This window comes from Rhodococcus sp. G-MC3 (assembly GCF_030063335.1).
Taxonomy (GTDB): Bacteria; Actinomycetota; Actinomycetes; order Mycobacteriales; family Mycobacteriaceae; genus Rhodococcoides.
The window spans coordinates 105,866-132,132 of sequence record NZ_JASISW010000011.1; the positions used below are offsets into that span (position 1 = coordinate 105,866).

Here is a 26,267-nt window from a genome sequence, read left to right on the forward strand (position 1 = left end):
ACGCTCCACTGCAGCAGGATTCCGTCCCTGGCGTCCCCGCCGTTCCGTCAGCGTTCCCGCCGTTCCGTCGCGATGTCGAGGAAGTCACGCCTCGGACCACGGAGTGGCTCCTGCTTGCTCCAGATCGCCCGGAGTTGCCGCGGCATCGATACACCGTCGATGCTGATCTGGACCAGGCGACCGTCTCTGATGTCCGAGGCGACGGCGAGTGAGGACAATACGCTCGGCGCGTTTGCCGAGACCACCGCAGCCTTGATCGCAGTGACCGAATTGAGTTCGAGCAGAGGCGGTTCCGACGGGTGGACTGTACTTTCGAACGTCGTGCGCGTCCCCGAGCCCGGTTCGCGTTGCACCAACGCAGAAGACGCCAACTCTGCAGCCGTCACGGAACCGGTTGCTGCCCAGGGATGATTCGGGCCGGTCACCACCACCAGTTCGTCGGTGGCGACGACTCGCGTATCAAGGCCGCTCGGGATGTCGGGCCCCTCGACGAAGCCGATGTCGGCAAGGCCGTCGAGCACGTGCCGGCTGACTTCGGCCGAGTTCATCAGCCGCATCCGCGTGTGAACGCCGGGGTGACGGCTGCCCATCGCCGCGATCCAACCAGGCGCAAGATGTTCGGCAACCGTCATGCTCGCGGCGACCGTCAGATGGGCATTTTCCTCCTGGAGCAGCGAGTTCACGCCGGTGCCGAACCTTTCTGCGGCGTTCAGTACGTTCTCGGCCCATTCGAGTACTGCCACACCTTCGGGCGTCAGACCGACACCGCTGCTAGACCGGTCGAAGACGCGAAGGCCGACATCTCGCTCGGCGGCGCGAACGCGTGCGCTGACTGCCTGCTGGCTCAATCCGTGCTCCCGTCCCGCTGCACTCATGCTGCCGAGGCGAGCAACGGACACAATCACGTCCAACGCCGCGAGATCGGGAACGCGCGGAGAGAGAGTCATGGCTTTACCGTATCGGCCAGTATCGACTCGATGTCCGATCGCATGCCGGACGAGGACCCTGCACCGCGCCTGGTCGTAGCGAATGCTCCGGCTGCACAGGCCCAGCCGAGTGCTTCCTCGGATCCGCTGAACCACTCGGCGGCCAAAGCGCCGGTGAACGCATCGCCTGCCCCCGTCGTATCGATGGCTTCGACCTCGGGCGCGCGAACGTCGAAGCTCGACGTCGGTCCTCGGTACCGTGCGCCCGCAGCTCCGAGGGTGGTGACGACATGGTCGATTCGGTCGAGCACGTCGGTGCCGACGGCCTCTGCTTCGGCCTCGTTGACGACGAGAACGTCCACTGTGGCGACGAGATCGTCCGGCAGTACCTGAACAGGGGATGGGTTCAGCATCACCAGCGTGCCGTGAGCGTGCGCGTGTGCAGCTCCGGCAACGACGGTGCTCATCGGAATTTCCAACTGGCACAGCAGGATATCGGCATCGGCGATTGTCGACAGTTCGTCGTCGGTCAGGTCGTCGACCGAGCTGTTGGCTCCCGCGACCACGACGATCGAGTTCTGACCGGCGTGATCGACGGTGATCGCTGCGATCCCGCTCGGGCCTGCCACTCGCCGGAGGTGCAAGGTGTCGACGCCTGCATCGGCCAGGCTCGCGGCCAGTTCGTCCGCAAACGCGTCGTCGCCGACGGCCCCGTGAAATGCAGTGCTCGCTCCCGACCGCGCGGCCGCGATTGCCTGGTTGGCACCCTTGCCGCCCTGCGAGGTCGAGAACGTGTCGCCGAGAACGGTCTCGCCCGGGCGGGGAAGTGTCGCAGCCACGGTGGTGAGGTCCATGTTGATGCTGCCCAGAACGGTCACTCGTGTCGTCGTCATACCTGAAGAATGCGGCTTCGCCACCCGTGCGCGCAAAGGTACGTCGGGGTGTCACGAAACGTGCACCGCACGGATCTTGCAGATTGTTGACAATCTGCAAATTCTGATCCACGATTGCTGCCATGACAGCGCCGACCCGCACCCACCTCAGCCCCGCACTCAAGCAAGCCACTCCGGTTGTCGTCGACTATGCGGCCGGCAGCTGGATTTATGGAACCGACGGAAACCGATACCTCGACTTCACCACGGGGATCGGTGTCACCAGCACCGGACACTGCCATCCTCGCGTCGTCGAAGCGGCCCGCGAGCAGGTCGGCAAGATCATCCACGCCCAGTACACGACTGTCATGCACAAGCCGCTTCTCGAACTCACGGAGAAACTCGGAGACTTCCTGCCCACCGGACTCGACAGCGTCTTCTACGCCAACTCCGGATCCGAGGCCGTCGAAGCCTCCATTCGCCTGGCGCGTATGGCGACCGGTCGCCCGAACATCATCGCCTTCCACGGCGGCTTCCACGGTCGCACCGTTGCGGCCGCGTCGTTGACGACAGCGGGAACGAAGTTTCGCTCCGGCTTCGCGCCGATCATGGGTGGTGTCCACATCGCACCGTTCCCGTATGCATTTCGGTACGGCTGGGACATGGACACCGCGATCGACTTCGCGCTGACAGAACTCGACTACCTTCTGGCCACGATCTCGAGCCCCGCCGACACAGCAGCGTTCATCATCGAACCGGTCCTCGGTGACGGCGGCTATCTCCCGACGCCCCCGGCATTCCTCGAAGGAGTGCGCGCGCGTGCCGACGAGCACGGCATCGTACTGATCGTCGACGAGGTACAGGCAGGCGTCGGGCGCACCGGAAAGTTTTGGGGCCACGAGCATTCGAGCGCCAAGCCCGACATTGTCATCACGGCGAAAGGGCTCGCATCCGGGTTCCCGATCTCCGCGATCGCGGCCTCGACCGAACTGATGTCGAAGGCATGGCCAGGGTCGCAGGGAGGAACTTACGGCGGCAACGCCGTTGCGGCCGCCGCCGCGGTAGCCACGCTCGACGTTGTCCGGGACGAAGGTCTTGTGGAGAACGCAGCCGAACAAGGCGAGAAGTTGCTCGGCGGGCTGAAGGAACTGCAGCAGCAGTATTCGGCAATCGGTGATGCTCGCGGCCTGGGGTTGATGCAGGCACTCGAATTCGTCGACGGCGACGGCAAGCCCGACGCTGCAGCAGCCGCCCGCGTTCAGCAGACTGCGATTTCGGAGGGCCTGCTGCTGCTCACCTGCGGTGCGCTCGGGAATGTCGTACGAGTGATCCCCGCGCTCGTCGTTACCGACGACGAGATTACCGAGGGTCTCGACGCGATCGCGCGGACACTGAAGCGAGCACTGTGACAGCAATCGACACCGCGACAGCCATTGACACCGAGCTCGTAGATGTCGATACCCTCCTCGCCGTGTTGCTGAGGGCGGGAATCGACGTCGATTCCAGTCCGCGGCGGCTCGCCGAATACTCCTACGACGCGTCGAACTATCGCGTGCCGCCCCTGGCCGTGGCGTTCCCGCGCTCGGCCGAGGATGTGAGAGCAGTCGTGTTGGCCTGCGCAGAGGGTGAGATTCCGGTAGTCAGCCGCGGGGGCGGAACGTCGATGGCAGGCAATGCAATCGGCGCAGGCGTCGTGCTCGACTTCTCACGGCACATGAACAACGTCGTATCGATCGACGAAAGCGCACAATCGGCCGTCGTCGAACCGGGCATCGTCATCTCCGAACTTGCCGCTGCCGCGTCGGCAGCGACGAACGGCGCTCTGACCTACGCCCCCGACCCGTCGAGCCGGACACGGGCGACGGTCGGGGGAGCGATCGGCAACGATGCGTGCGGCAACCACTCCGTTCGATACGGCCGCACTGCGGATCACACGATTGCGCTCGACGTGGTGACGGCCGCAGGCCATCTGCTACGGGCCACCAGGTCGGGAATCTGCGCGGTCGACCCGGAGGATGCCGCTGCAGTGGAGGCAGCGTCCCGTATCACCGCCGAACTTCAGGCGCTCGTGTCGGACAACATGGCTCACTTCCGCCTCGAGCTCGCCCGAATCGCACGCCAGGTGTCAGGCTTCCATCTGTCGACGTTGCTGCCCGAGAACGGATTCGACGTTGCCCGTGCTTTGGTCGGCAGCGAGGGCACATGTGCCATCGTCGTCGCGGCGACCGTCGCACTCGTCCCGGTGCCGCCCGCGGCGCTGCTTCTGAGCCTCGGTTACGAAGACGTAGTGGAGGCGGCGCAGGATGTCATGGCCATCCTGGAATTCGCGCCTGCAGCCGTCGAAGGCATCGACGAGAAAATTGTCGAGACCATGCAGTTCAGGCGCGGACAGGACTCAGTCCGCGGTTTGCCGTCGGGAAATGCTTGGCTCTACGTCGATCTCGACGGTGAGAATGCTGCCGAGGTCGAGGAGAAAGCTAAACGGTTGCTGGCGCGGCTGACCGACCTCGGCAGGCTGAAGGACGGACGCATTGTCGCCGATCCTGCCGAACGCAAGTCGCTGTGGCGGGTTCGGGAGGACGGTGCAGGGCTTTCGGCACGGTTGGCCAGCGGGGCCGGGAGTGGAGCTCGCGGAATGACCCCTGTGACCGAATCGTGGCCGGGTTGGGAAGATTCTGCGGTCGCACCGGAGAATCTTGCCGCATATCTTGCCGAGTTCCGCGATCTTCTGGCTGCTCATTCGCTGACCGGTGTGATGTACGGGCACTTCGGTGCCGGCTGTATGCACGTGCGCATCACGTTCGATCAGCGCACCGAGAGCGGGCGTGCGGCCATGGCCGGCTTCTTGCGTGCTGCGGCGGAACTCGTCGTGCGCCACGGAGGTTCGCTGTCCGGTGAGCACGGCGACGGTAGGGCACGATCCGAGCTGCTCCCGGTGATGTATTCGCAGGCGATGCTCGACGCTTTCGCGCGGTTCAAGACCATCTGGGATCCGACGTCACTGTTGAATCCCGGCAATATCACCGATCCGGTGCCGATGATGAACGACCTTGCATTGCAGGGGATTCCGAACCGAGAATGGAAGACCACCTTCGAGCTTCATCAGATCGGAAGCAAGACCGACCTGGATCCGTTCGTCCACGCCACCCAAGCCTGCGTCGGTGTCGGTCGATGCCGATCGAGCAGTGGCGGCGTAATGTGCCCCAGTTTTCGCGCCACCGGGGACGAGAAGGATTCCACTCGTGGTCGTGCCCGAGTGCTGCAGGAGATGGTTCGCACCTCGAAGACTGTCACCGACGGCTGGGCATCGACCTCGGTCAAGGAATCTCTGGATCTGTGCCTGTCCTGCAAAGCTTGCTCGTCCGACTGCCCGGTCGGTGTGGACATGGCCACCTACAAGGCGGAATTCCTCGATCACCACTACGCGGGCAAGCTTCGGCCGATGGCTCATTACTCGCTGGGGTGGTTGCCCCGCTGGCTGAAGTTGACGTCGCGGATCGCGCCGCTGCTGAACGCGGCGCTCACACCCAAGACCGGGAAGTTGGCTGCGAAACTGGGTGGACTGACGACGAAGAGGTCGTTGCCGCGTTTCGCCTCCCGCAAGGAACTACGGTCTCAGATCACCTCATCGGTGGTCGGCGGTGATGTCGTTCTGTTCGTCGATTCGTTCACACAGGGATTTCGGCCCGAGATCGTCGGCGCGGCCACCCGTGTGCTCGCCGATGCTGGACGGACGGCCGAATGCCGAACCGATGTCTGTTGCGGACTCACCTGGATCTCGACGGGCCAGTTGGCAACGGCCCGAAAGATTCTGGCGCGGACGGCCGATGCGCTCGACGATGGCACCGGCCGACCGATAGTTGTCACCGAGCCGAGTTGTGCCGCTGCTCTGAAGAAGGATCTACCGGAACTGGTGAACACCGACGCAGCGCGTCGCGTGGCTGCCCGAGTCCAGAGTTTCGCCGGCGCAGTCATCGAACAGGCAGCGGGAGGGTGGACGCCGTCGGCGCATGTTCCGAACGAGGTGACCGTGCAGACTCACTGCCACGAGTACGCAGTCTTCGGGGAAGCTACTCAGCGCAAAGCTCTTGCAGCGGCGGGAATCACCTCGGTCGACGAGGCGACGGGCTGCTGCGGGGTGGCGGGCAACTTCGGATTCGAGCCCGACCATTACGAGCTCAGTATGAAGGTGGCCGAGCAGGCGCTTGCTCCTGCGATCCGACGAGCCGGTGACCGACCGATTCTCACCGATGGCTTCAGTTGCCACATGCAGGTACGAGAACTCACGGGAGATCACAGCGCCGGAGCCTCGACACATTTGGCGCTCATTCTCGATCCTGGGCCGAATGGCCCCATCGACAGAAAGGATGAACACTCGTGACCACATCTCTGACGCGTTCCGACATTACCTCTCCGACCGGTCTTTTCATCGGTGGAAGCTGGCGAGAAGGGAACAGTAGGAAGAAGTTCGACGTCGTGGACCCCGCCACCGGTGACGTCATTGCTGAAGTCTCCGACGGCGACGTCACCGATGCCGAGGCCGCGATGGCCGCCGCCGACGGAGCGCAGGCGTCGTGGGCTGCGACGTCGCCACGTGAGCGCAGTGTGATCCTGCGTCGCGCATTCGAGTTGATCATCGAACGCACCGATGAGCTCGCCGCAATCATCACCGCGGAAATGGGGAAGCCCTTGGCCGATGCACGCGGCGAGGTCGCCTACGGCGCGGAGTTCTTTCGCTGGTTCTCCGAAGAAGCAGTACGTATCTCGGGTGATCACACTCTGACAGGCGACGGCAAGAATCGGATCATCGTCACGCGCGCACCCGTCGGGCCGTGCATTCTGGTGACGCCCTGGAACTTTCCGCTCGCGATGGGTACCCGAAAGATCGGACCTGCTCTGGCCGCAGGCTGCACGGTGGTGTTCAAGCCTGCCGAGCAGACGCCGTTGACGGCACTCGCCCTCGCCGGCATTCTTGTCGAAGCAGGCGTGCCCGACGGAGTAGTCAACGTAGTTCCCACCACCGATGCTGCCGGAGTCGTCGGGTCGTGGATGGCAAGCGGGGTGGCCCGCAAGATCAGCTTCACCGGATCGACCGCCGTCGGCAAGATCCTCCTCGCGCAGGCGGCGCCGACGGTGATGCGCACGTCGATGGAGCTCGGTGGGAACGCGCCGTTCATCGTTGCCGAGGGCGCCGATGTCGATCGTGCCGTCGACGGAGCCATGGTCGCGAAGATGCGGAACATGGGCGAGGCATGTACTGCGGCCAACAGATTCTTTGTGCAGCGTTCTCTCGCAGCCGAATTCGCCGACAAGCTCGGTGCCCGAATGGGTGCGATGAAGGTCGGTTCGGGTAGCGCCGACGGCGTCGAGGTCGGTCCACTGATCGATCAGGATGGACGTGCCAAAGTTCAGCACCTCGTCGATGATGCTCTCGGTCGCGGTGCACGAGCGGTCGTCGGCGGAAAGGAGGACCCGGGTCCGGGATACTTCTACCCGCCGACGGTGCTGGACTCGGTCGACTCGGCGTCGGAGCTGATGTCCACGGAGATCTTCGGCCCGGTCGCTGCTGTCGTTCCGTACGACACCGAGGACGAGGTGATCGCCCTCGCCAACGACACCGAATGGGGCCTCGTCGGGTACGTCTACACCCAGGACATCGACCGGGCGTTGCGGATGGGGGAGCGTCTGGAAGTGGGGATGGTCGGGCTCAACACCGGCCTCGTCTCCAATCCGGCCGCGCCGTTCGGCGGCGTCAAGCAGTCGGGGCTCGGCCGCGAGGGCGGCAAGGTCGGTATCGACGAGTTCCTGGAGTACAAATATTTCGCTATCCCCAGGTCCTAGCAGGAGGTCCAACAGTGGTGACAAGAAACGCAGGCGCCGCTTCGCGGAGGTTGACGCCCATCAACGCCAGGAACACGTCGATGGTGATCGCCGATCAAATCCGCGATCGCATCATCGACGGGTCCTATGCGCCGGGGGAACAGGTCAACGAGGCGAACGTTGCCGCCGAACTCGAAATCTCTCGCGGACCGGTTCGAGAAGCCCTGCAGCGCCTCAACCAAGAGGGGCTGCTGGTGAGTTATCGAAATCGCGGTGTCTTCGTGGTCGAGCTCTGCAGCGGCGATGTGGCCGAGATCTACGAGGCGCGCGCGGCGATCGAAGTGGGTGCCGCCTGGACGCTGGTGCACGGTGAGAAATCGGTGCTCACGGCAACCGCTGCCGCGCTGTCGGCGGTGGTCGATCAGATGCAGCCGTTCATCGACCGAGCGGATTGGCTGGGTCTCGCCGAGCGTGACCTGGCCTTCCACACGGCTCTGGTGGCGGCCACCTCGAACAGTCGGATGTCTCGGATGTACGCGACCCTGGCTGCCGAGGCTCGTATCTGCATGGCGAACCTCGAAACTGCCTACTACCGCCCAGAGGCGCTGGTGGAAGAGCATCAACTGCTGGTCGACCTGCTTCTGGGCGGGGACTGGTCGGCTCTCGAAGCGGGCGTGCACGAGCATATGGACACTGCCATTCACGATCTGACGCGTGCGATGCACGACCAAGCGGCCGAGGATGCGGATTCCGTTCTGGCCAAACCCAGTTAGCCGCAACGAAGAAGTAACACGAGTTGCCTTGCGGCGACGACCCTTCTGCGCTTAGCCTGATTGTCAACAATCTGCAAAACGCACATGGGTGGTCGAAGGCCACCCGCGATGCCTCGAAAGGGGGTACCAGTGAACGAGAACGAGTACTACCCCGCCGAACTCACCAGCGCGGTCGGCGCGGATCATGCGCCAGGGCTTGCCGAATACGTCGACCTACCGAACAGCACACCGATCACGTTCACCGACGAGGAGTACTCCACCCGTCTCGCGGCAGTGCGGGCTCGGATGGCGTCGCAGAATCTGCACGCTCTCATCGTGACCGATCCGTCGAACCTCTACTACCTGCTCGGCTACAACGCGCTCTCGTTCTACACCCCGCAGATGCTGTACGTGCCGCTCGAAGGCGAACTCTACTTCTTCGCCCGTGAGATGGATGCCAACGGAGCGTTCAGGACGTCCTGGCTGCCACAGGACCAGACATTCGGCTATCCCGAGACATTCGTGCAGCGCAAGGACACCCACCCGTTCGTCTGGGTGGCGCAGAAGCTCCGCGAACTGGGTCTGGTGAACAACTTCTCGCACGGCCAGGTCGGTCTGGAGATGGATTCCTACTACTTCAGCCCGAAAGCATTCGAAGCGCTCGTGAAGTTGTTGCCGGAGTACCGGTTCACCGATTCTTACGAGCTGATCAACTGGGCGCGCGTGATCAAGTCTCCGGCCGAGATCGATCTGATGCGCGGTGCCGCGCAGGTGTGCGAATCGGCGATGGCGGCGGCCTACGAGGCCATCGTCGTCGGCGCTCGCCAGTGCGATGCCGCGGCAGCGATCCTGAATGCTCAGGTGCGGGGCACGGCGGACTTCGGTGGCGATCACCCGGCGATCGTGCCGATGCTGCCCACCGGTGCCGGCGCCGACACCCCGCACCTGACCTGGTCGGACCAGGTATTCATTGCGGGGGAGACCACGGTCGTGGAGTTGGCAGGAGTGTTTCGCCGCTACCACGTACCGATGGCGAGGACTGTTGTCCTCGGGCGACCGAGTGCTCGTCTGGATTACCTCGCGCAATCCACCGGCGAAGCATTGAACGAGGTGCTGGCAACTGTGCGTCCCGGCGTCACGACCAACGAACTCGCGCAGGTCTGGAACGTCAGCCTCGCGAAACACGGCCTGCACAAGCCGTCGCGCATCGGATACTCCATCGGCATCGCGTATGCACCGGACTGGGGCGAGCGAACCGTGAGCATCAGAACCGACGACGACACCGTGCTCGCGGAGAACATGACATTCCACATCATCGGTGGAATGTGGATGGACGACTACGGATACGAAGTCTCCGAAGCCGTGCGCGTGACCGCCGACGGCCTGGAAACTTTCACCGCGTACCCGCGGCAACTACTGACGAAGGAGTGAGAGATGATCGCCACCACCATTCCGTGGGCCTTGCGCACCGACAAGCTGGTGGGATCGGTGATCGACTCGTCGACATCGCTTCTCGCCGCGCAGAAACACGACATCGTCCGTTTTGCGATGGGATCGCCTGCCGCGGAGACTGTTCCAGCAGCTGTATTCTCCGACATCGCATCGGCCGTCATGACGAGCGACGCAATGGACTACGCTGCCACCGAAGGTGACCCCGGCCTGCTCGACGCGCTCCTCGGCTACCTGGACTCCGTCGGCGAACCGTCATCGGCAGATCGCATCGTGATCACCTCTGGCGGCATGCAGGGACTCGATCTGGCGTGCAAACTGTTCATCGATCCGGGTGACCTGGTCATCGTCGAAAGTCCCACGTACACCAACGGAACCGCGACCGTTCTCAGCTATGGCGGTGATGTGCTCGAAGCGCCGATGGACAGCGATGGACTCATCGTCGAAGCGTTCCCCGAACTGGTCGAGCAGGCGGGCCGTCTGCCGAAGATGATCTACGTGATTCCCAATTTCCAGAACCCCTCCGGCACCACCATGTCGCTGGCACGCCGAACCCTGCTCCTCGAACTCGCACACAAGTGGGGTGCGGTGATTCTCGACGACGACCCGTACGGCCTCCTTCGTTTCGAGGGCAAGCACATTCCGAGTTTCAACGCACTGAGTCCTGGCGATCCGCTGGTGTTCTCGGTGCGAACGTTCTCGAAGATGATCGCGCCTGGACTTCGTGTGGGCTGGGTCGATGCAGCGCCCGAGGCGCGGCAGTTGTTGATCAACGCCAAGCAGGCGATGGACACATGCACCAATCTTCCTGCTCAGCGGATGATCGCCGAGTTCATCCGCCGCGGTCACCTGCACACGCATCTCCGCTCTCTCGGCACGGTTTATCGGCCGCGCAAGATAGCTATGCAGCGCAGCCTGGACAGGTACTTCGGTGATCGTATTGCCACCACGGATCCCGAAGGCGGCTTCTTTCTGTGGGCAACCTTGCGCGGCGCTGCCGCGGCAGTCTCGACGCAGGATTTGTTCGAAGTCGCTCTCGCAGAGGGGGTTGCCTATATTCCGGGGCCCGCGCTGTCGGTCGGCGGCAAGTTCCACGATTCGCTGCGTTTATGCTTCGCGTCGTCGACTCCCGAGCGGATCGACGAGGGTGTGAAAAGGCTTGCGGCGGCGGTCGACAGGTCGATGGCAATGCTCGCGAGCGATCCGACTCGATGACCGAATTGGATCTGCTGCTGCAGGGCGCCATCGACTCCGAAGAGATTCTTGCGCTGGCATCGGCGTTGATCGATGCTGGCGGTGAAAACCCAGGAAGCACCGAGGGTGGTGTCGTGGAGGTGCTCGCCGAACACTGCAGGGCACTCGGTTTCGTTATCGAGATCGACGAAGTGGTTCCTGGCAGACCCAATATCGTTGTCTCGGTCGGTGGCTCGGATCAGCCGGGTGTCCTGTTCATCGGCCACTCGGATGTGGTTCCCGCAGGCGGCGGGTGGACGACGGATCCCTTCGGCGCGGTGGTGAAAGACGGCCGTCTGTTCGGGCGTGGATCGTGCGACATGAAAGGTGGCTTGGCCGCCGTCGTGATCGCGATGGCTGCTTTGAAGCGCTGTGGCGCACTCGGTTCGGCGCCCGTATCGCTGGCGTGCCTCGTCGACGAGGAGGACACCGGTCTGGGCATCCGCTCGTTCGTCGGACAATCGCCGTCCGTCAGGCAATCGCCGTCCGTCAGACAAACGAATCGACGCGAGTACTCGCACTGCATCGTCGCGGAACCAACCGATCTGGTGACCATCACCGGATGCCGGGGTGCAGCAAACCTCGACATCACGGTGACCGGACGCTCAGCGCATGCAGGCAAGCCGGCGAACGGCCGAAACGCGGTATCCGCGGCAGCACGCATCGTGGTGTTGATCGATTCGATGGCCGAGGCGCTGCGATCGGAACCCCATCCCATTCTCGGTGCTGCGACCTGGAACGTCGGCACCATCGTCGGAGGCACCGGAACCTCGATGGTCGCCGACAGCTGCGTTCTGACCGTGGATCGACGGTTGTTGCCCGGTGAGGACGCCCACGACATCGCATCCAAGCTGCGACAAGAGATTGAATCCGCGGGAATATCGGGGGACGGAATCGAGGTGTCGGTGACAGTGTCGATGGAGATGCCGGGCTTCCTGACCAGCGAGGACGCTGGAATTTCGACGTCAGCGGTGCGCGCCGTTGCGGACGTCGTCGGCCATCGGGGCACCGGTGTGTGGACCGCGTCCTGTGACGGTGGCTTCATTGCGCGCGACATGGGTATTCCCACCGTCGTACTGGGTCCTGGAGAAATCGAACTGCAAGCTCATCAGCCCGACGAATCGGTTTCGGTCCAGCAATTGTGCGACAGCGCAAGGGTGTACGCGCTGTTGGCATCGAAAATCACTGCGCGACCAGGTGTTATGACGAACTCCCTGGGGTAGGTCGAAAACCGATGTACTTGCTTGCGTAAAGTGGAACGCTGCGAAGTACCAGCCCGACGCTCGACGTTATTGACAAAGCGAGAGGTATTGGACCTTGACACAGTCATCAAGCAGTAGGTCTGCAAGTAGTGGGTCAACCAGTAGTGGGTCTACCAGAAGTATCGGCGCAGATGGTTCCGCGACCGGTTATCCGCCGGATCGCAGGGAGCTCAGTCCCGAAGAGAACAAGGTTTTGCGCAGAGCTATCGGTGGTTCCGCCCTCGGTAACGCCGTCGAGTGGTTCGATTACGCGGTGTACGGCTATCTGGCCGTGTACATCGCAGCAAACTTTTTCCCATCGGAGGACGGCGGCGCGAGTCTGTTGTCGACGTTCGCGGTGCTCGCAGCGTCGTTCATCATTCGTCCGATCGGCGGCATCGTGCTCGGCCCACTCGGCGACCGCATCGGTCGACAAAAGGTGCTGGTCCTGACGGTGACCATGATGACGCTGGCGACGGCGGCGATCGGAATTCTGCCGACCTTCGACACCGTCGGAATCTTGGCCCCGATTCTTTTGCTCATGTGCCGTTTGGTGCAGGGCTTCTCCACCGGCGGTGAATACGGCGGTGCGGCAGTGTTCATGGCCGAGTACGCGCCGGATCGGCGTCGTGGTTTCTTCGGTTCTTTCCTCGAATTCGGCACACTTGCAGGCACTGTCGTAGGCGCGACATTGTGCACGCTGCTGAACCTCGGTCTGGGCGACGACACCATGGAGGCATGGGGCTGGAGAATCCCGTTCCTGCTGACGTTGCCACTTGGACTCGTTGCACTTTGGCTACGTACGCGCCTCGAAGATTCTCCCGTGTTCGCCGAGGCCAAAGCCGAAGGCGAGACCGTGTCCGAGGGTGCGCAGGGTGGCGCGATCGCCTCGCTCAAGACCACCATGACGTACTGGCAGCGCATTCTCATTCTGATGGGCTTCGTGCTGCTCCTCAATATCGCCTACTACACCGTGCTGACGTTCTTACCGTCGTACCTGAGTGACACGTTGGGCCACAGCACTACCCAGTCCAACTTCACACTCGTCGTGATCATGCTGATCATGATGGCAATCATCAATCCGATCGGTTCGTTGTCGGATCGAATCGGCCGCAAGCCGTTGTTGCTTGCTGCCTGCGTCGGCTACTTCGTGTTCAGTGTTCCGCTGTTCCTGCTGATCATCAACACCGGACTTGTCGGCCAGACGGTCGGGCTGCTCGGCCTGGGAATTCTGCTCGTCATCATGTGCTCGTGTGTGTCATCGACACTTCCCGCGCTGTTCCCGACGCAGGTTCGCTACGGCGCCTTCGCAATCGGATACAACGTGTCGACGTCGCTGTTCGGAGGTACCGCTCCGCTGATCCTGACGTTCCTGATCGACAAGACCGGGTCGAACCTGATCCCGGGTTGGTACATGATGCTGGCCGCCGCGATCGCATTCGTCCCGATCCTGCTGATGCCTGAAACTGCAGGTCGCTCACTTCGCGGAACTCAGTGCCCAGGCGACAACGATGACGAGGTTGCTGCCTCGGGTGTCGAGCTCGTGGGATACAAGTCCTAGTGACGGGGAGGCCGGTGGTCGTCGTCTTGCACGCCGACCACCTCCCCGAGGGGCTCGACTCGGTGTCGGAAGTGGCCGATATCCGTTATGCCACAGCCGATACTCTCGGCGACGCTGTTCCCGGTGCCGACGTGCTGCTGCTGTGGGACTTCTTCTCGCCAGCAGTGAAGAAAGTGTGGCATCTCTGCGATTCGTTGAAATGGATTCACATCGCCGCAGCGGGAGTCGATTCTCTCATGTTCGACGATCTCGTCGAATCCGATGTGGTAGTGACGAATTCGCGAGGTGTCTTCGATCGCCCGATCGCCGAATTCGTTCTCGGCCAGATTCTCGCCTTCGCAAAGGGTTCGTCGAATTCAGAAGCGCTGCAACGGCAGAAGATTTGGAAGCACCGGGAATCGGAGCGCATCGACACCGCTCGCGCGATGATCGTCGGAACCGGCGCGATCGGACGCGAAACAGCGAGATTGCTGAGCGCTGTAGGAATGTCGGTGTCCGGCGTCGGTCGCACGGCGCGCACCGGCGACGTCGATTTCGGAGAGGTCTATGCGAGCGCGGATCTGTCATCGGTGATCGAAGGCGTCGATTATCTGGTCCTGCTTGCGCCGCTGACCGAAGCCACGCGAGGGCTTGTCGACGCGCAGGTGCTCGAAGCGGTAACTCCTGGTATCCGAGTGATCAACGTGGGCCGGGGAGAACTTCTCGAGATCGACGCACTTCTCGCAGGGCTTCGCTCCGGACGGGTCGTGGGAGCGGCGTTGGACGTGTTCGATGCGGAACCGTTGCCACCGGACAGTGAGCTGTGGACGACGGAGAATGTGGTGATCACCCCGCACATGAGCGGCGATGCAGTCGGCTGGCGTGGTCGCCTCGCGGAGCTGTTCGTCGCCAATTTCCACCGGTACAACGGCGCCGAGACCCTTGCCAACGTCGTCGACAAGAGGCTCGGATTCGTCTCGAACTGACAGTCGCCTCGCCCGAGGCCACGATGTGCTCGGCCTGCTCGACCGCAGGAAGCGTCCACTCGTCCCGCGCTGGACCGCGGTGCGGGTAGGGCGGCCTTTCTGGTTACTGTGTAGGACATGACTGCAGCATCCCTGTCTGCCGAATCGAGTTCAGCGCACGCCGATGAGCGGGAAGCGGTCCACGCCGCGGCTCGTCGCGCGCGCGTTGCATCGCGGGCACTGGCACTTCTGACCACCGCCGAGAAGGATGCAGCGCTGCATGCCGCAGCCGACGCAGTCCTGGCCGCAGCTCCACTGGTGCTCGCGGCGAACACCGTGGACGTCGATGCCGCGCGCGCGGCTGGAACCGACGAGGGGCTGCTGGACAGACTGCGTCTGACCGAGGCACGAATCGAAGGTATCGCTGCCGGCCTTCGGCAGGTAGCTGCGCTACCCGACCCGATCGGTGAGGTCTTGCGCGGGTCCACCCTCCCCAACGGCCTGGAAATCCGTCAGCTTCGAGTACCTCTCGGCGTCGTGGGCATGGTGTACGAAGCGCGGCCGAACGTGACCGTCGACGCGTTCGGGCTTGCGTTCAAGTCCGGGAACGCGGCGTTGCTGCGCGGATCTTCGTCGGCTGCGCTATCCAACGAGGCTCTCGTCGAGGCACTTCGGCAGTCACTGCAGAACAGTGGGCTGCCGATCGATTCGGTCCAGCTCCTCAGCAGTGCAGACCGTTCGTCGGTGACGCATCTGATCCAGGCCAGAGGCCTCGTCGACGTGGTCATTCCTCGGGGCGGTGCAGGCCTGATCGCTGCCGTCGTTCGGGATGCGACGGTGCCGACGATCGAGACCGGGGTGGGCAACTGCCACATCTACGTGCATTCCGCGGCGGACCTCGAGATGGCGGAGAAGATCGTTCTCAACTCGAAGACCCGCCGGGTGAGTGTCTGCAACGCGGCTGAGACCGTCCTCGTCGATACCGCGATCGCTGACATCGCGGTTCCGCAGCTGCTTCAGGCATTCCAGATGCACAGTGTCGTCGTTCACGGTGACCTGCCTGGGCTCGTGCCGGCAACCGACAAGGATTGGGCGGAGGAGTACCTCTCGCTCGATGTCGCGTTGAAGGTGGTCGATGGAATCGACGCCGCGATTTCTCACATCGACACCTACGGCACCGGGCACACCGAAGCGATCGTGACCTCGGATCTGCGGGCAGCCCGCGAGTTCACCACCAGAGTCGACGCGGCTGCCGTCATGGTGAACGCATCCACCTCGTTCACCGACGGTGAGCAATTCGGATTCGGTGCCGAAATCGGCATCTCGACGCAGAAGCTGCATGCTCGCGGACCAATGGGTTTGCCAGAACTGACCTCGACCAAATGGACCGTCTGGGGCGAAGGCCACACCCGCGCGGTGTAGCCGTCACAACGCGTTGTAGACGTAATAACTAGGAGCAATCGTGGACCGAGCAGTACCGACATCGCTGCCGCTGTTCGGCAGCGTGAACGACGTCGTATCGAGGCTCGCCGAGACGGGGTATCTGGCAAACAAGGCGACTGCCACGTCGGTATTCCTTGCCGACAGGTTGGGCAAGCCTTTGCTCATCGAGGGACCCGCAGGTGTCGGAAAGACCGAATTGGCGCGCGCGGTTGCACAGACGACGGGTGCCGAGCTTGTGCGGCTCCAGTGCTACGAAGGTGTCGACGAGGCGCGAGCACTGTACGAGTGGAACCACGCGAAGCAGATTCTGCGCATCCAATCGAGTTCGGCAGGCCATCAGGATTGGGACGAAACCAAGCTCGATGTGTTTTCCGAGGAGTTCCTTCTTGCCCGTCCGCTTTTGCACGCAATTCGCCGTGAGGACCCGACGGTATTGCTGATCGACGAAACCGACAAAGCCGACGTCGAGATCGAAGGGCTTCTTCTGGAAGTGCTCAGCGATTTCGCGGTGACCATTCCCGAGCTCGGCACGATTACCGCCACGAGGAAGCCGTTCGCGGTACTCACCTCGAATGCGACTCGTGAGCTGTCCGAGGCGTTGAAGCGCCGTTGCCTGTTCTTGCACCTGGACTTTCCCGACGAAGATCTGGAACGACGCATCCTTGCCAGTCGGGTTCCCGAGCTGCCGGAAGCACTTGCGGAGCAGTTGGTTCGGACGGTGCGAGTCATGCGCGCCATGCAGCTCAAGAAGTTGCCCTCGGTCGCCGAGACCATCGACTGGGGCCGTACCTTGCTGGCCCTGGGCATGGACACCCTCGACGACGACGCTGTTCGCGCCACAATGGGCGTCGTGCTCAAACACCAGTCCGATCAGGACAAGGTTGCAGCCGAGCTGCGGCTGAACTGACATGCACTCTCCGCACGGGTTCCCGGGGCATCTCGTCGGCTTCGTCGAGGCGCTGCGCAAGCGCGGAATAGCCGTCGGGCCCTCGGAGACCGTTGATGCCGGCCGCGTCGTATCGGTACTCGATCTGCTCGATCGGGAAGCTCTGCGGGAAGGCCTTGCCTGTTCACTGTTGCGTCGCCCGACCCACCGCGCGACGTTCGATGCGCTGTTCGACTTGTGGTTTCCGGCTGCGATGGGTCAGCGCGATACCGGGCAGATCGACACCGCGCTTCCTCGGAACGAGGCCGGCGAGGTCGACTTCGCGGCGCTCCGCGAGCTGATCACCGAACTCCTCGTCGACGGCAGCGCGCAATCGCTGGAACTGACACAGATGCTCGCGGCGCAGATCGTGGAGGAATTGGGCCAGTACAAGTCCGCGAACGGACCGTCGTTCTCGGCGTACCAGGCGTTGCGCGACGTCGCCCCGGACACGTTGCTGAGCAAGATTCTGGAAGGTCTTCTCGGCAATGCCAAGGGTGGATCGGACCGACCGAACGGAAGCTACGTCGACGAAGTTGCCAAGCGTACTGCGGCACAGAGAATTTCCGATTTGCGCAAGCTGGTCGAGAACGAAACCAGGCGCCGTGCCGCCGAGCAACTCGGGCGTGATCGGGTGGCGAGCTACGGTGTTCCCAAGCTTGCCGAGGAAGTCGATTTTCTTCGCGCCTCGGACACCGAGATGCTCGCACTCAGACGCAGTGTGACCCCATTGGCACGACTGCTCGCGAGCAGACTGGCAGTGCGGCGCAGTCGCAGCAGGGCAGGCTCGATCGATCTGCGGCGAACACTGCGGAAGTCGATGTCCACCGGCGGAGTGCCGATCGATCTGGTGCAGCGCAAACCCCGTCGGGCGAGGCCGGAACTCGTGGTGCTGTGTGACGTGTCGGGATCCGTTGCGGGGTTCAGTCATTTCACGCTGCTTCTCGTCCATGCACTTCGCGAACAGTTCTCGAGAGTTCGGATCTTTGCGTTCATCGATTCGACCGACGAAGTCACCCGGTTCTTCGACTCCGGTGCGGACCTCGGCGCAGCAATGTCACGGATCATTCGTGAGTCGGACCTGATCACCTACGACGGGCATTCGGACTACGGAAATGCCTTCGAAACGTTCGACGACAAGTACGCCCAGGCAGTGACGTCGCGCACCTCCGTGCTCGTCCTGGGCGATGGACGCACCAACTACCGAGATCCGAAGGTCGCTGCGCTGGCGCACACGGTCTCCGTCGCCAAGCACGCATACTGGCTCAACCCGGAACCGAAAGGGCAATGGGGTTCGGGCGACTCGGCCGCATCGCTCTACGAAGACGTCATCAGCATGTACGAGTGCCGATCCGCCCAGCAGCTCGGCGATATAGTCTCGCGACTCCTGCCGGTGTGAGAACGGCGAGTGCGGGGACGGAGAAGGTCACCAGCGAAGTAAGCTCGTCAACCGTGCCACAACAACCCGAGGCGGTCCGCAAGCTGGGAGTGATGGGCGGAACGTTCGATCCCATCCACCACGGTCACCTTGTCGCAGCTAGTGAGGTCGCCAACAGCTTCGGTCTGGACGAAGTCATCTTCGTTCCTACCGGTACGCCCTGGCAGAAGGAAGGCAAGGTCGTCAGCCCTGCCGAGGACCGGTACCTGATGACCGTCATCGCCACCGCGTCCAATCCGAGGTTTTCGGTCAGCCGCGTCGACGTGGACCGCCAGAAATTGACCTACACCGTCGATACGCTTCGCGACCTGCGCGAACAGCATCCGGCAGCCGAGTTGTACTTCATCACAGGGGCCGATGCGCTCGAGAGTATCCTGACCTGGCAGAACTGGGAGGAGCTGTTCGAGCTGGCGAAATTCGTCGGAGTGTCTCGGCCCGGGTTCGAACTCGGGGTCGAACATCTTGCCGACCATCTCCAGGATCTTCCGGAAGATGCACTGACGCTCATCGAGATTCCGGCGCTGGCGATTTCCTCTACCGAATGCAGGCTGCGGGCCAGCGAGAACCGCCCGGTGTGGTATCTCGTTCCCGACGGGGTGGTCCAGTACATCTCGAAGAGAAATCTGTACCGACCCAGGGGCGAACAACGTCTCGACGGTTCCGTCACCATGTCGGAACCGGCTCCTCAGAAACACCAGCAACACGATCCACCCAATGAAAGAGAAGTTAAGTGACTGCTACAGACCAGGCAACCTCGATCGCGCGCATCGCGGCACTCGCAGCCGACGACAAGCTGGCGCTCGACGTGGTCGTGCTCGATGTCTCGGACCAGCTGTATATCACCGATTGTTTCGTGATCGCATCCGCGCCCAACGAGCGTCAGGTCAACGCGATCGTCGAGAACATCGAGGACAAGCTCCGCGAAGCGGGACACAAGCCCGTCCGCAAAGAAGGCACCCGCGAGGGCCGGTGGGCATTGCTCGACTACATCGATGTCGTCGTTCACGTCCAGCACAACGACGAGCGGAACTTCTACGCCCTCGAGCGCCTGTGGAAGGACTGCCCGTCGATCGAGGTTCCCGGGCTCGGTGAGCGTCCGGACGCGGAACCTACCCAGTGAGCCATGAGGTCAAGCGGCAACTGATTCTGCTGCGGCACGGACAGACCGAGTACAACGCAACGGATCGGATGCAAGGGCAGCTCGACACCGATCTCACCGAGTTGGGTTGCAGTCAGGCGAAGGCAGCGGCTGCCGAACTGGCCACCCGCGCCCCTGTGCGAATAGTCTCCTCCGATCTCAAGCGTGCTTACGAGACTGCCGTCGCGCTCGGTGAGGCAAGTAATCTTTCGGTCGGTGTCGACGAGCGTCTCCGCGAGACTCATTTAGGGGAGTGGCAGGGATTGACACACCTCGACGTCGATGCCCTCTCGCCCGGTGCGAGGCTTGCCTGGCGCGCCGACGCGACCATTGCACCGCCGTCGGGCGAAAGCCGCATCGACGTCGCGCGTCGTAGTGTGCCGGTCGTCGAAGAACTCGCGCGGGAACTGACCGAATGGGGTGCCGACGGGGCATCGGGTCCGGTGGTGCTCGTTGCGCATGGTGGACTCATTGCCGCGCTCACAGCGGCGTTGCTCGATCTCCCGGTCGACCGGTGGCCGGTGCTCGGCGGGCTGTCCAACACCAGCTGGGTCCAACTCGGTAGCCATGGTCAGGGTGACTCGCTCGGGTGGCGCCTGGACGTGTGGAATGCGTCGGCGAGCGTGGCCAGTGACGTCCTCTGAAGACGGCGCTGAGCCCCCGGTCCTGCTGGTCATCGCAGACTCGCTCAGTTATTACGGTCCCGAAGGCGGCCTACCCGTCGACGATCCCCGGATCTGGCCCAACATCGTTGCGGCCGAACTCGGTTGGAAAGTCGAGCTCGTTGCACGGATCGGCTGGACCTCACGCGACGCCTGGTGGGCACTGACACAGGATCCGCGAGTGTGGTCGGTGATTCCGAAGGCCGGTGCTGTGGTATTCGGCGTCGGCGGCATGGATTCACTGCCGTCGCCGCTCCCGACCGCACTACGGGAACAGATCAGGTACATCCGTCCACCGGCTGCGCGCCGCATGTTCAGGGCCGCATACCAGTGGGTGCAACCCAAGTTGTCACATCTCGGTTGGCCCGTCGCATTGCCGCCCAAGTTGAGTGTGGAGTACCTAGAGCAGGCTCGCGCAGCGTTGGCATATGTGAGACCTGAGCTTCCGGTGGTCGGCACTCTGCCCTCGGTGCATCGCTGTGCTGCGTACGGCAACGTTCACTCCGGCCGACCGGCCGCCGAAAAGGCTTTGCGGCAATGGAGTTCGGAGACTGGAGTTCCGTTGGTGGATCTTGCGGATGCAGTGCGCACGAACATCTTCTCCGACAACGCCAATCCCGACGGCATTCACTGGGGATGGGATGCGCACGTTGCCGTCGCCGAGAAGATGCTTCTCGCGCTGCGACCGATCGCAGGAACCGTAAGTCGGCAAGCGTGAGTGTGGCAGTGGTGACCGATTCCGCGTCCTGCCTCGAGTTCTCGACCGCCCGCGCCGCCGGAATTGCCGTCGCGCCCTTGCACGTATTTGTCGGCGGTCACGACCTGCGTGAAGGCATCGACGACATCCCGGAGAACTTCGCGGCCGCAGGCCCCGTCACCACGTCGGGTGCGTCGCCGGGCGAGTTGACGACCATGTACCGCGAGGCCCTCGACCGCAGCGAGGGCGCAGGCGTGGTCGCGGTCCATATATCGCGGGGATTGTCCAGCACGTGGGAGGCCGCCCGCCAGGCTGCTGCCGCTGTCGGTGACCGGGTCCGCGTTGTCGACAGCGGCGTTGCAGGAATGGGCGTCGGATACGCGGCGCTTTCTGCAGCGCGCGCGGCTGCCGGCGGCGCAGACCTCGACGCGGTCTACCGCGAAGCCGTGGCAGTCTCCTCGCGGACCAGGTGCTTCATCGTCGTGGACCGGCTCGATCACCTGCGCAGGGGAGGCCGAATCGGCACCGCCGCAGCGCTCGTCGGGACCGCTCTGGCGATGAAGCCGGTCCTGCATCTGCACGAGGGCAAACTCGTACTGCGCGAGAAAACCCGAACGTCGAACAAGGCCATCGGCAAACTGGTCGATGCGATCGCAGCGGAGGCGGGTGAGAAGGGGGTTGCGCTCACCGTGCATCACGTGCAGTGCGCGGACCGAGCAGCCATCGTAGCTTCTCTGCTTCGAGAACGGATTTCGCTGGTCAGGGAGCTGAACATCCTTCCGTTCGGTGCCGTTCTCGGCGCACATGTCGGCCCGGGTGCTGTCGGCGTCGCGGTGAGCGTCGAACCCTGATCTTCCGCTCGGCGAGGTAGTTGTCCACAGGTAGCCGAGGTATCCACAGGTCAGTTTTCGACGGCGGCTTCTCCGAATTCGTCAGGTGCTGCGGTATTAGCGTCTTCCGGCATGGCAAGTCTGGAATCTCGGTCGATCTCACGAGCGTCGACGTCGGATCGTTCTCGCTACGACCTGCCCGACGATGACCTGCCCGACGATGACCTGCCCGATGACCGAACCGCTAGCGTCGACGCCGGTCCACTGCTCGGACGCGGTACGCACCGCCCCGAGTGGCTCCGAGCGGACGACGATCGCGAGTCGGCGCTCGCGCCGTACCTCCCCGAACGGTGGCGCGCGGCTCGACTGAATCCCGGACGAGCCGGGATGCGTGCACTCTGCGGTGTCGGTGCGGTCGTACTGCTCATCGGTGGTTACAACGTGATCGGAGAATCGCCGGAGGCAGCCCCTGTGCCTGCCCTGCCTGTTGTTCGACCACAGTCCACTGGTCAAGCGCAGTCGAGTGGTCAAGCGCAGTCGAGTGGACTTCCCGACCCTGTGACGGCCGGTGCGCAGGCATCCGCAGCCGAGGTGCCGTCGACGATCGTAGTCAGCGTGGTGGGTCTCGTCATGGCGTCGGGGCTGGTGCATCTACCGTCCGGTTCCCGCGTCGCCGACGCGTTGGCCGCGGCGGGCGGTCCCCGCGATGGCGCCGATCTGGTGGCTCTGAACCTCGCTGCCAAGGTCGACGACGGCGCCCAGATCGTCGTTGGGGCGATGCCTCCGGAAGGGCGACCCCTCGTGAGTGGGACGATGACTGGACCCGGAGGGACGATGACCGGACCCGGGGGGACGATGACGGGACCCGGAGGTAGGGAGACTTCGCCCGCATCCGGCGAGGCCGCGCCCGCGGCAGGATCGCCGCCGTCCGCCAAAGTCGACCTGAACACTGCAACGTCCGCCGAACTCGATGCGCTTTCAGGAGTCGGACCGGTGACCGCCGCCGCCATCGTGTCCTGGCGCGAGATCAGCGGCCCGTTCACCGATGTCGGTCAGCTGGCAGAGGTGGATGGGATCGGGCCGGTGCGATTGGAGAAGCTCAGAGATCAGGTGACGGTGTGAACGAGCCCCCGATCCGTCCGTTCGACGTTCGACTCGTGCCCGCTGCATTCGCAGGGTGGACAGCGACGATCATCGGAATCGCGTTCGGGTCGTCGACGGTCGCACTGCTCGCCGCAGCCTGGGCGCTCGGCGTGATCGTGTTTTTCGGCCGGCGTGCGAAGTTCGGTAGCTGGCGCCTCGGACTGATGGCGATGGCAGTGATCGGGTGTTCTTACTCGGGTACGACCGCCGTGAACACTTGGCAGTTCGAAACCAGTCCGGTAACAGCAGCGGCGGTCGACAGGGGTTGGGTCAGTGCAGAAGTGGTGGTGTCCGAAGATCCTCGGCGAGTCAGGTTCACCGGACCCGAGACGGTGTCGCTACGCGCGGAACTCACCCGGATCGACCTCGGCGGCGTTCAACACACTCTGGGCGGTCGTGTGAAGATCCTTGCGCCTGCCGACGGGTGGGATCATCTGGTACCCGGACAACGTATCGTCCTGCGCGGACGGTTGAGTCCGCCTGATCGCGCGGACCTGACGCTCGCGTTCGTGCGCGTCGAGGGGCCTCCCTTGCTCGAGAACCGGCCAGGGCCTATCGGGCGCGCAGCGGCGAACGTCCGTTCCGCTCTCGCAGCCGCAGCAACGGATGCGTTGCCTCCAGACCAGGCTGCGCTCCTACCGGGTTTGGTGGTCGGGGATGTCTCGGGCTTGCCCGAGGACGTCGAAACCGATTTCCGCGCAGCGGGTCTAGCTCATCTGACGGCAGTCTCCGGCGCAAATTTCGCGATAATTTTGGGAGCGATATTGCTGGTCGCTCGCGCGATCGGGGTCGGTCCCTACTGGGTTCTGGTGGTGTGCGCCATGGTTCTGGTCGCATTCGTCGTCGTCGCCAGGCCGTCGCCGAGCGTACTGCGTGCGGCGGTGATGGGCGGTGTCGGACTACTCGCGCTCGTGACAGGTCGACGCAAGCAGGCTGTGCCTGCGCTCTGCGCGGCAGTGCTGGGGTTGTTGGCTTGGTGGCCCGAGTTGGCAGTGGATTTCGGTTTCGCGCTGTCGGTGTCAGCCACCGCAGGTCTGGTCGTGCTCTCGCCGGTGTGGGTCGATTGGCTACGGAAACACGGCTGGGGCCGAGCGCCTGCCGAGATCGTCGCCGTTGCCGCTGCAGCGCACGCGGTAACGGCTCCGATCGTGGCCGCAATGGCCGGCACGTTCTCGGTGGTGGGGGTGGTGGCCAACATTCTCGTCGCGCCCGTGGTTGCACCGATCACGGTCGTCGGGGCAATCGCCGCCGTGATCGCGCCGTGGGCAGGGGGAGTGGCCTCACTCGTGCTGAAATTATCGTCGGCTCCGTTGTGGTGGCTGATCGCCGTTGCACGCCGGTCCGCCGCAGTGCCGGGGGCGGGCATCGAAACTCCGAGCGGGATCGCAGGCGCGTTGATCGTGTGGGTTGTGACGTTGATGTGCATCGTGGTGCTGCGCAGCCGAACTCTTCGACGGGTGCTGGGCGCAGGCGCGGCTGTCGTCGTTCTCGCGTGGTTCGGGTTCGCCATCCTGCGATGACCGGTGAGTTCGACGACAGCTGAGTTTCGATTCGGTCGGACCCTCATGGCACGATCTTCTGTGTGAATGCGAACAGCCCCGTGGACGCTCTGCACCTGGTACTCGGCGACGAAGAGCTATTGATGGATCGAGCTGTCGCCTCGATTGTGGCGGCCGTGAAGAAGGCCGCACCCGAGGGTGACGACGTGCCTGTGACCCGGCTGCGTGCGGGTGATGCCAGCGGTCCCGAATTGGCGGAACTGCTCAGCCCATCACTGTTTGCCGAGGACCGAGTCGTCGTACTGGAAGCCGCGGCCGAGGCGGGCAAGGACGCAGTGACGCTCGTCCTCGATGCTGCCGCGGATCCGCCGGAAGGTGCCGTGTTGGTCATCATGCATTCCGGTGGCGGGCGCGCAAAAGCAATGGTGGGCGCGCTCCAAAAATCAGGGGCGGTCACCCACGAGTGCGCCAAGTTGACCAAGGCTTCGGAGCGGGCGGACTTCGTCAAACGCGAGTTCGGCGCCGCACAGGTCCGTGTGAGCCCGGACGTCGTCGAGGCAGTCGTCGAGGCGGTGGGGTCCGAACTGCGTGAATTGGCAGCGGCCTGTTCACAATTGGCGGCCGACACCGCGGGCAAGGTCGATGTCGCCGCTGTGCATCGCTACTACTCGGGCAAAGCGGAGATCTCCGGGTTCGACGTCGCGGAGAAGGCCGTCGCCGGAGATCGGCCGGGGGCGTTGGAAGCTCTGCGATGGGCGATGCACCGCGGCGTTCCGCACGTCCTTCTTGCGGATGCGTTGGCGGACGCGGTCAGAACCATCGCGCTCGTCGGTTCCGCAGGCCGCGGGGACCCGTTTGCCCTCGCGGGACAGCTAGGAATGCCGCCGTGGAAGATCAAGAAGGCACAGGCGCAGTCACGCGGATGGAACGGTCAGTCCATCGGTGAGGCGCTGCAGATTGTCTCGCAGCTCAATGCCGACGTGAAGGGCCAGGCAGCAGACGCGGACTACGCGGTCGAGAGGGCGGTATCTGTGGTTGCAAGCCTGGGCAACTGAGTACCGAACAACCGGGCACTGAACAACCGGGCACGCGAGCAACTCGCCGCGACTGGATCACACCCGGACACGAAACAACCCGCTCGGACGACCGAGCGGGTTGTTTGGAAAGTTCTGAAGATCAGAGCTTGTTGACAGCCAAAGACAGCGCCGACTTCTTGTTGGCAGCCTGGTTCTTGTGGATGACGCCCTTGCTGGCAGCCTTGTCGAGCTGGCGTGCTGCGGTCACGAGGATGGCCGATGCCGTTTCCTTGTCGCCTGCAGCTTCGGCAGTGCGGAAGGAGCGAATGATCGTCCGCAGCGAGGACTTCACCGACTGGTTGCGCAGGCGACTGCGCTCGTTGGTGAGAATCCGCTTCTTCTGGGACTTGATGTTGGCCACGCGTAAAATCCTTCTGTCTTCGTCGGTATTCCGGTCAGGGCGATCCATGCTGGAATGCCCGAAGTCTGCTGCTGAGCTACTACAGCCCAGCGCCGAAGATCGAGAATACCAGCACCTGCGACAGAACCGAAATTACGCCGGCCTCGCGACGTTGTGAACGCCCCGAGCCCGTTCTGAACGACCCCGAGCCCGTCGTGAACGACCCCGAGATGTCGCCATCCAAGGGTATCGAAATTGTCCGTTTCCAGAAATTAACG

At 63.4% G+C, this 26,267-nt stretch carries 23 protein-coding genes; 20 read left to right on the forward strand and 3 right to left on the reverse strand.

Annotated features, from left to right (window positions below; translation table 11 throughout):
• Window positions 1–47 precede the first annotated feature (47 nt).
• Together QMK17_RS14385 and QMK17_RS14390 are read right to left on the reverse strand one after the other, a co-directional pair.
• Complete coding sequence (locus QMK17_RS14385; RefSeq protein WP_283509941.1) at window positions 48–947, reverse strand: LysR family transcriptional regulator; 900 nt, start codon at window positions 945–947, stop codon at window positions 48–50.
• Entirely contained in the window at window positions 944–1,819 is an 876-nt protein-coding gene (locus QMK17_RS14390) for a ribokinase (RefSeq protein WP_283509942.1), read from the reverse strand. The genes QMK17_RS14385 and QMK17_RS14390 overlap by 4 nt, the downstream gene beginning before the upstream one ends.
• 122 nt (window positions 1,820–1,941) lie before the next feature.
• Between QMK17_RS14390 and QMK17_RS14395 the strand changes: the two genes are divergently transcribed.
• The 20 genes from QMK17_RS14395 (at window position 1,942) to holA (ending at window position 25,628) form a co-directional block, all read left to right on the forward strand.
• Complete coding sequence (locus tag QMK17_RS14395; RefSeq protein ID WP_283509943.1) at window positions 1,942–3,207, forward strand: aspartate aminotransferase family protein; 1,266 nt, start codon at window positions 1,942–1,944, stop codon at window positions 3,205–3,207.
• 23 nt (window positions 3,208–3,230) lie between these two features.
• Window positions 3,231–6,179, forward strand: coding sequence for an FAD-binding and (Fe-S)-binding domain-containing protein (locus QMK17_RS14400; protein ID WP_283510015.1), 2,949 nt, complete (start codon window positions 3,231–3,233; stop codon window positions 6,177–6,179).
• Window positions 6,176–7,639 carry an NAD-dependent succinate-semialdehyde dehydrogenase gene (locus QMK17_RS14405; RefSeq protein WP_283509944.1) on the forward strand — a complete coding sequence of 488 codons (1,464 nt, stop codon included), beginning with the start codon at window positions 6,176–6,178 and terminating at the stop codon, window positions 7,637–7,639. The genes QMK17_RS14400 and QMK17_RS14405 overlap by 4 nt, the downstream gene beginning before the upstream one ends.
• Window positions 7,640–7,656: 17 nt before the next feature.
• The gene (locus tag QMK17_RS14410; protein ID WP_283509945.1) at window positions 7,657–8,391 is read left to right on the forward strand and encodes a GntR family transcriptional regulator; all 735 of its coding nucleotides are present in this window, start codon (window positions 7,657–7,659) and stop codon (window positions 8,389–8,391) included.
• A gap of 231 nt (window positions 8,392–8,622) precedes the next feature.
• A complete protein-coding gene (locus QMK17_RS14415) occupies window positions 8,623–9,801 on the forward strand; it encodes a Xaa-Pro peptidase family protein (protein WP_283510016.1) in 1,179 nt (392 codons plus the stop codon).
• Window positions 9,802–9,804: 3 nt separating this feature from the next.
• Window positions 9,805–11,034 (forward strand): aminotransferase-like domain-containing protein, encoded by a 1,230-nt coding sequence (locus QMK17_RS14420; protein WP_283509946.1) that lies wholly within the window; start codon window positions 9,805–9,807, stop codon window positions 11,032–11,034.
• Window positions 11,031–12,275 (forward strand): M20 family metallopeptidase, encoded by a 1,245-nt coding sequence (locus QMK17_RS14425; RefSeq protein ID WP_283509947.1) that lies wholly within the window; start codon window positions 11,031–11,033, stop codon window positions 12,273–12,275. The genes QMK17_RS14420 and QMK17_RS14425 overlap by 4 nt, the downstream gene beginning before the upstream one ends.
• Before the next feature lie 232 nt (window positions 12,276–12,507).
• The gene (locus QMK17_RS14430) at window positions 12,508–13,854 is read left to right on the forward strand and encodes an MFS transporter (protein ID WP_283509948.1); all 1,347 of its coding nucleotides are present in this window, start codon (window positions 12,508–12,510) and stop codon (window positions 13,852–13,854) included.
• Window positions 13,855–13,868: 14 nt separating this feature from the next.
• A complete protein-coding gene (locus QMK17_RS14435) occupies window positions 13,869–14,819 on the forward strand; it encodes a D-2-hydroxyacid dehydrogenase (protein ID WP_283509949.1) in 951 nt (316 codons plus the stop codon).
• A gap of 117 nt (window positions 14,820–14,936) precedes the next feature.
• Window positions 14,937–16,220, forward strand: a complete 1,284-nt coding sequence (locus QMK17_RS14440; RefSeq protein WP_283509950.1) for a glutamate-5-semialdehyde dehydrogenase — start codon at window positions 14,937–14,939, stop codon at window positions 16,218–16,220.
• A 40-nt stretch (window positions 16,221–16,260) separates the two neighbouring features.
• The gene (locus QMK17_RS14445; RefSeq protein ID WP_283509951.1) at window positions 16,261–17,148 is read left to right on the forward strand and encodes an AAA family ATPase; all 888 of its coding nucleotides are present in this window, start codon (window positions 16,261–16,263) and stop codon (window positions 17,146–17,148) included.
• 1 nt (window position 17,149) lies between these two features.
• Window positions 17,150–18,565, forward strand: coding sequence for a vWA domain-containing protein (locus QMK17_RS14450; RefSeq protein WP_283509952.1), 1,416 nt, complete (start codon window positions 17,150–17,152; stop codon window positions 18,563–18,565).
• A gap of 53 nt (window positions 18,566–18,618) precedes the next feature.
• Window positions 18,619–19,338 carry a nicotinate-nucleotide adenylyltransferase gene (gene nadD / locus QMK17_RS14455; protein WP_283509953.1) on the forward strand — a complete coding sequence of 240 codons (720 nt, stop codon included), beginning with the start codon at window positions 18,619–18,621 and terminating at the stop codon, window positions 19,336–19,338.
• A complete protein-coding gene (gene rsfS / locus QMK17_RS14460) occupies window positions 19,335–19,724 on the forward strand; it encodes a ribosome silencing factor (RefSeq protein WP_283509954.1) in 390 nt (129 codons plus the stop codon). The genes nadD and rsfS overlap by 4 nt, the downstream gene beginning before the upstream one ends.
• Complete coding sequence (locus QMK17_RS14465) at window positions 19,721–20,386, forward strand: histidine phosphatase family protein (RefSeq protein ID WP_283509955.1); 666 nt, start codon at window positions 19,721–19,723, stop codon at window positions 20,384–20,386. Before rsfS ends, QMK17_RS14465 begins: the two co-directional genes overlap by 4 nt.
• Entirely contained in the window at window positions 20,373–21,122 is a 750-nt protein-coding gene (gene octT / locus QMK17_RS14470; protein WP_283509956.1) for a diglucosylglycerate octanoyltransferase, read from the forward strand. Before QMK17_RS14465 ends, octT begins: the two co-directional genes overlap by 14 nt.
• On the forward strand, window positions 21,119–21,952 hold the full coding sequence (locus QMK17_RS14475; RefSeq protein ID WP_442972763.1) for a DegV family protein: 834 nt from the start codon (window positions 21,119–21,121) through the stop codon (window positions 21,950–21,952). The genes octT and QMK17_RS14475 overlap by 4 nt, the downstream gene beginning before the upstream one ends.
• A 111-nt stretch (window positions 21,953–22,063) precedes the next feature.
• On the forward strand, window positions 22,064–23,053 hold the full coding sequence (locus tag QMK17_RS14480; RefSeq protein WP_283509958.1) for a ComEA family DNA-binding protein: 990 nt from the start codon (window positions 22,064–22,066) through the stop codon (window positions 23,051–23,053).
• Window positions 23,050–24,594 (forward strand): ComEC/Rec2 family competence protein, encoded by a 1,545-nt coding sequence (locus QMK17_RS14485; protein ID WP_283509959.1) that lies wholly within the window; start codon window positions 23,050–23,052, stop codon window positions 24,592–24,594. Before QMK17_RS14480 ends, QMK17_RS14485 begins: the two co-directional genes overlap by 4 nt.
• 62 nt (window positions 24,595–24,656) lie before the next feature.
• The gene (gene holA, locus QMK17_RS14490) at window positions 24,657–25,628 is read left to right on the forward strand and encodes a DNA polymerase III subunit delta (protein ID WP_283509960.1); all 972 of its coding nucleotides are present in this window, start codon (window positions 24,657–24,659) and stop codon (window positions 25,626–25,628) included.
• A gap of 121 nt (window positions 25,629–25,749) precedes the next feature.
• Here the strand turns inward: holA and rpsT are convergent, their stop codons facing one another.
• Complete coding sequence (gene rpsT, locus QMK17_RS14495; protein ID WP_283509961.1) at window positions 25,750–26,010, reverse strand: 30S ribosomal protein S20; 261 nt, start codon at window positions 26,008–26,010, stop codon at window positions 25,750–25,752.
• Window positions 26,011–26,267: the final 257 nt, after the last annotated feature.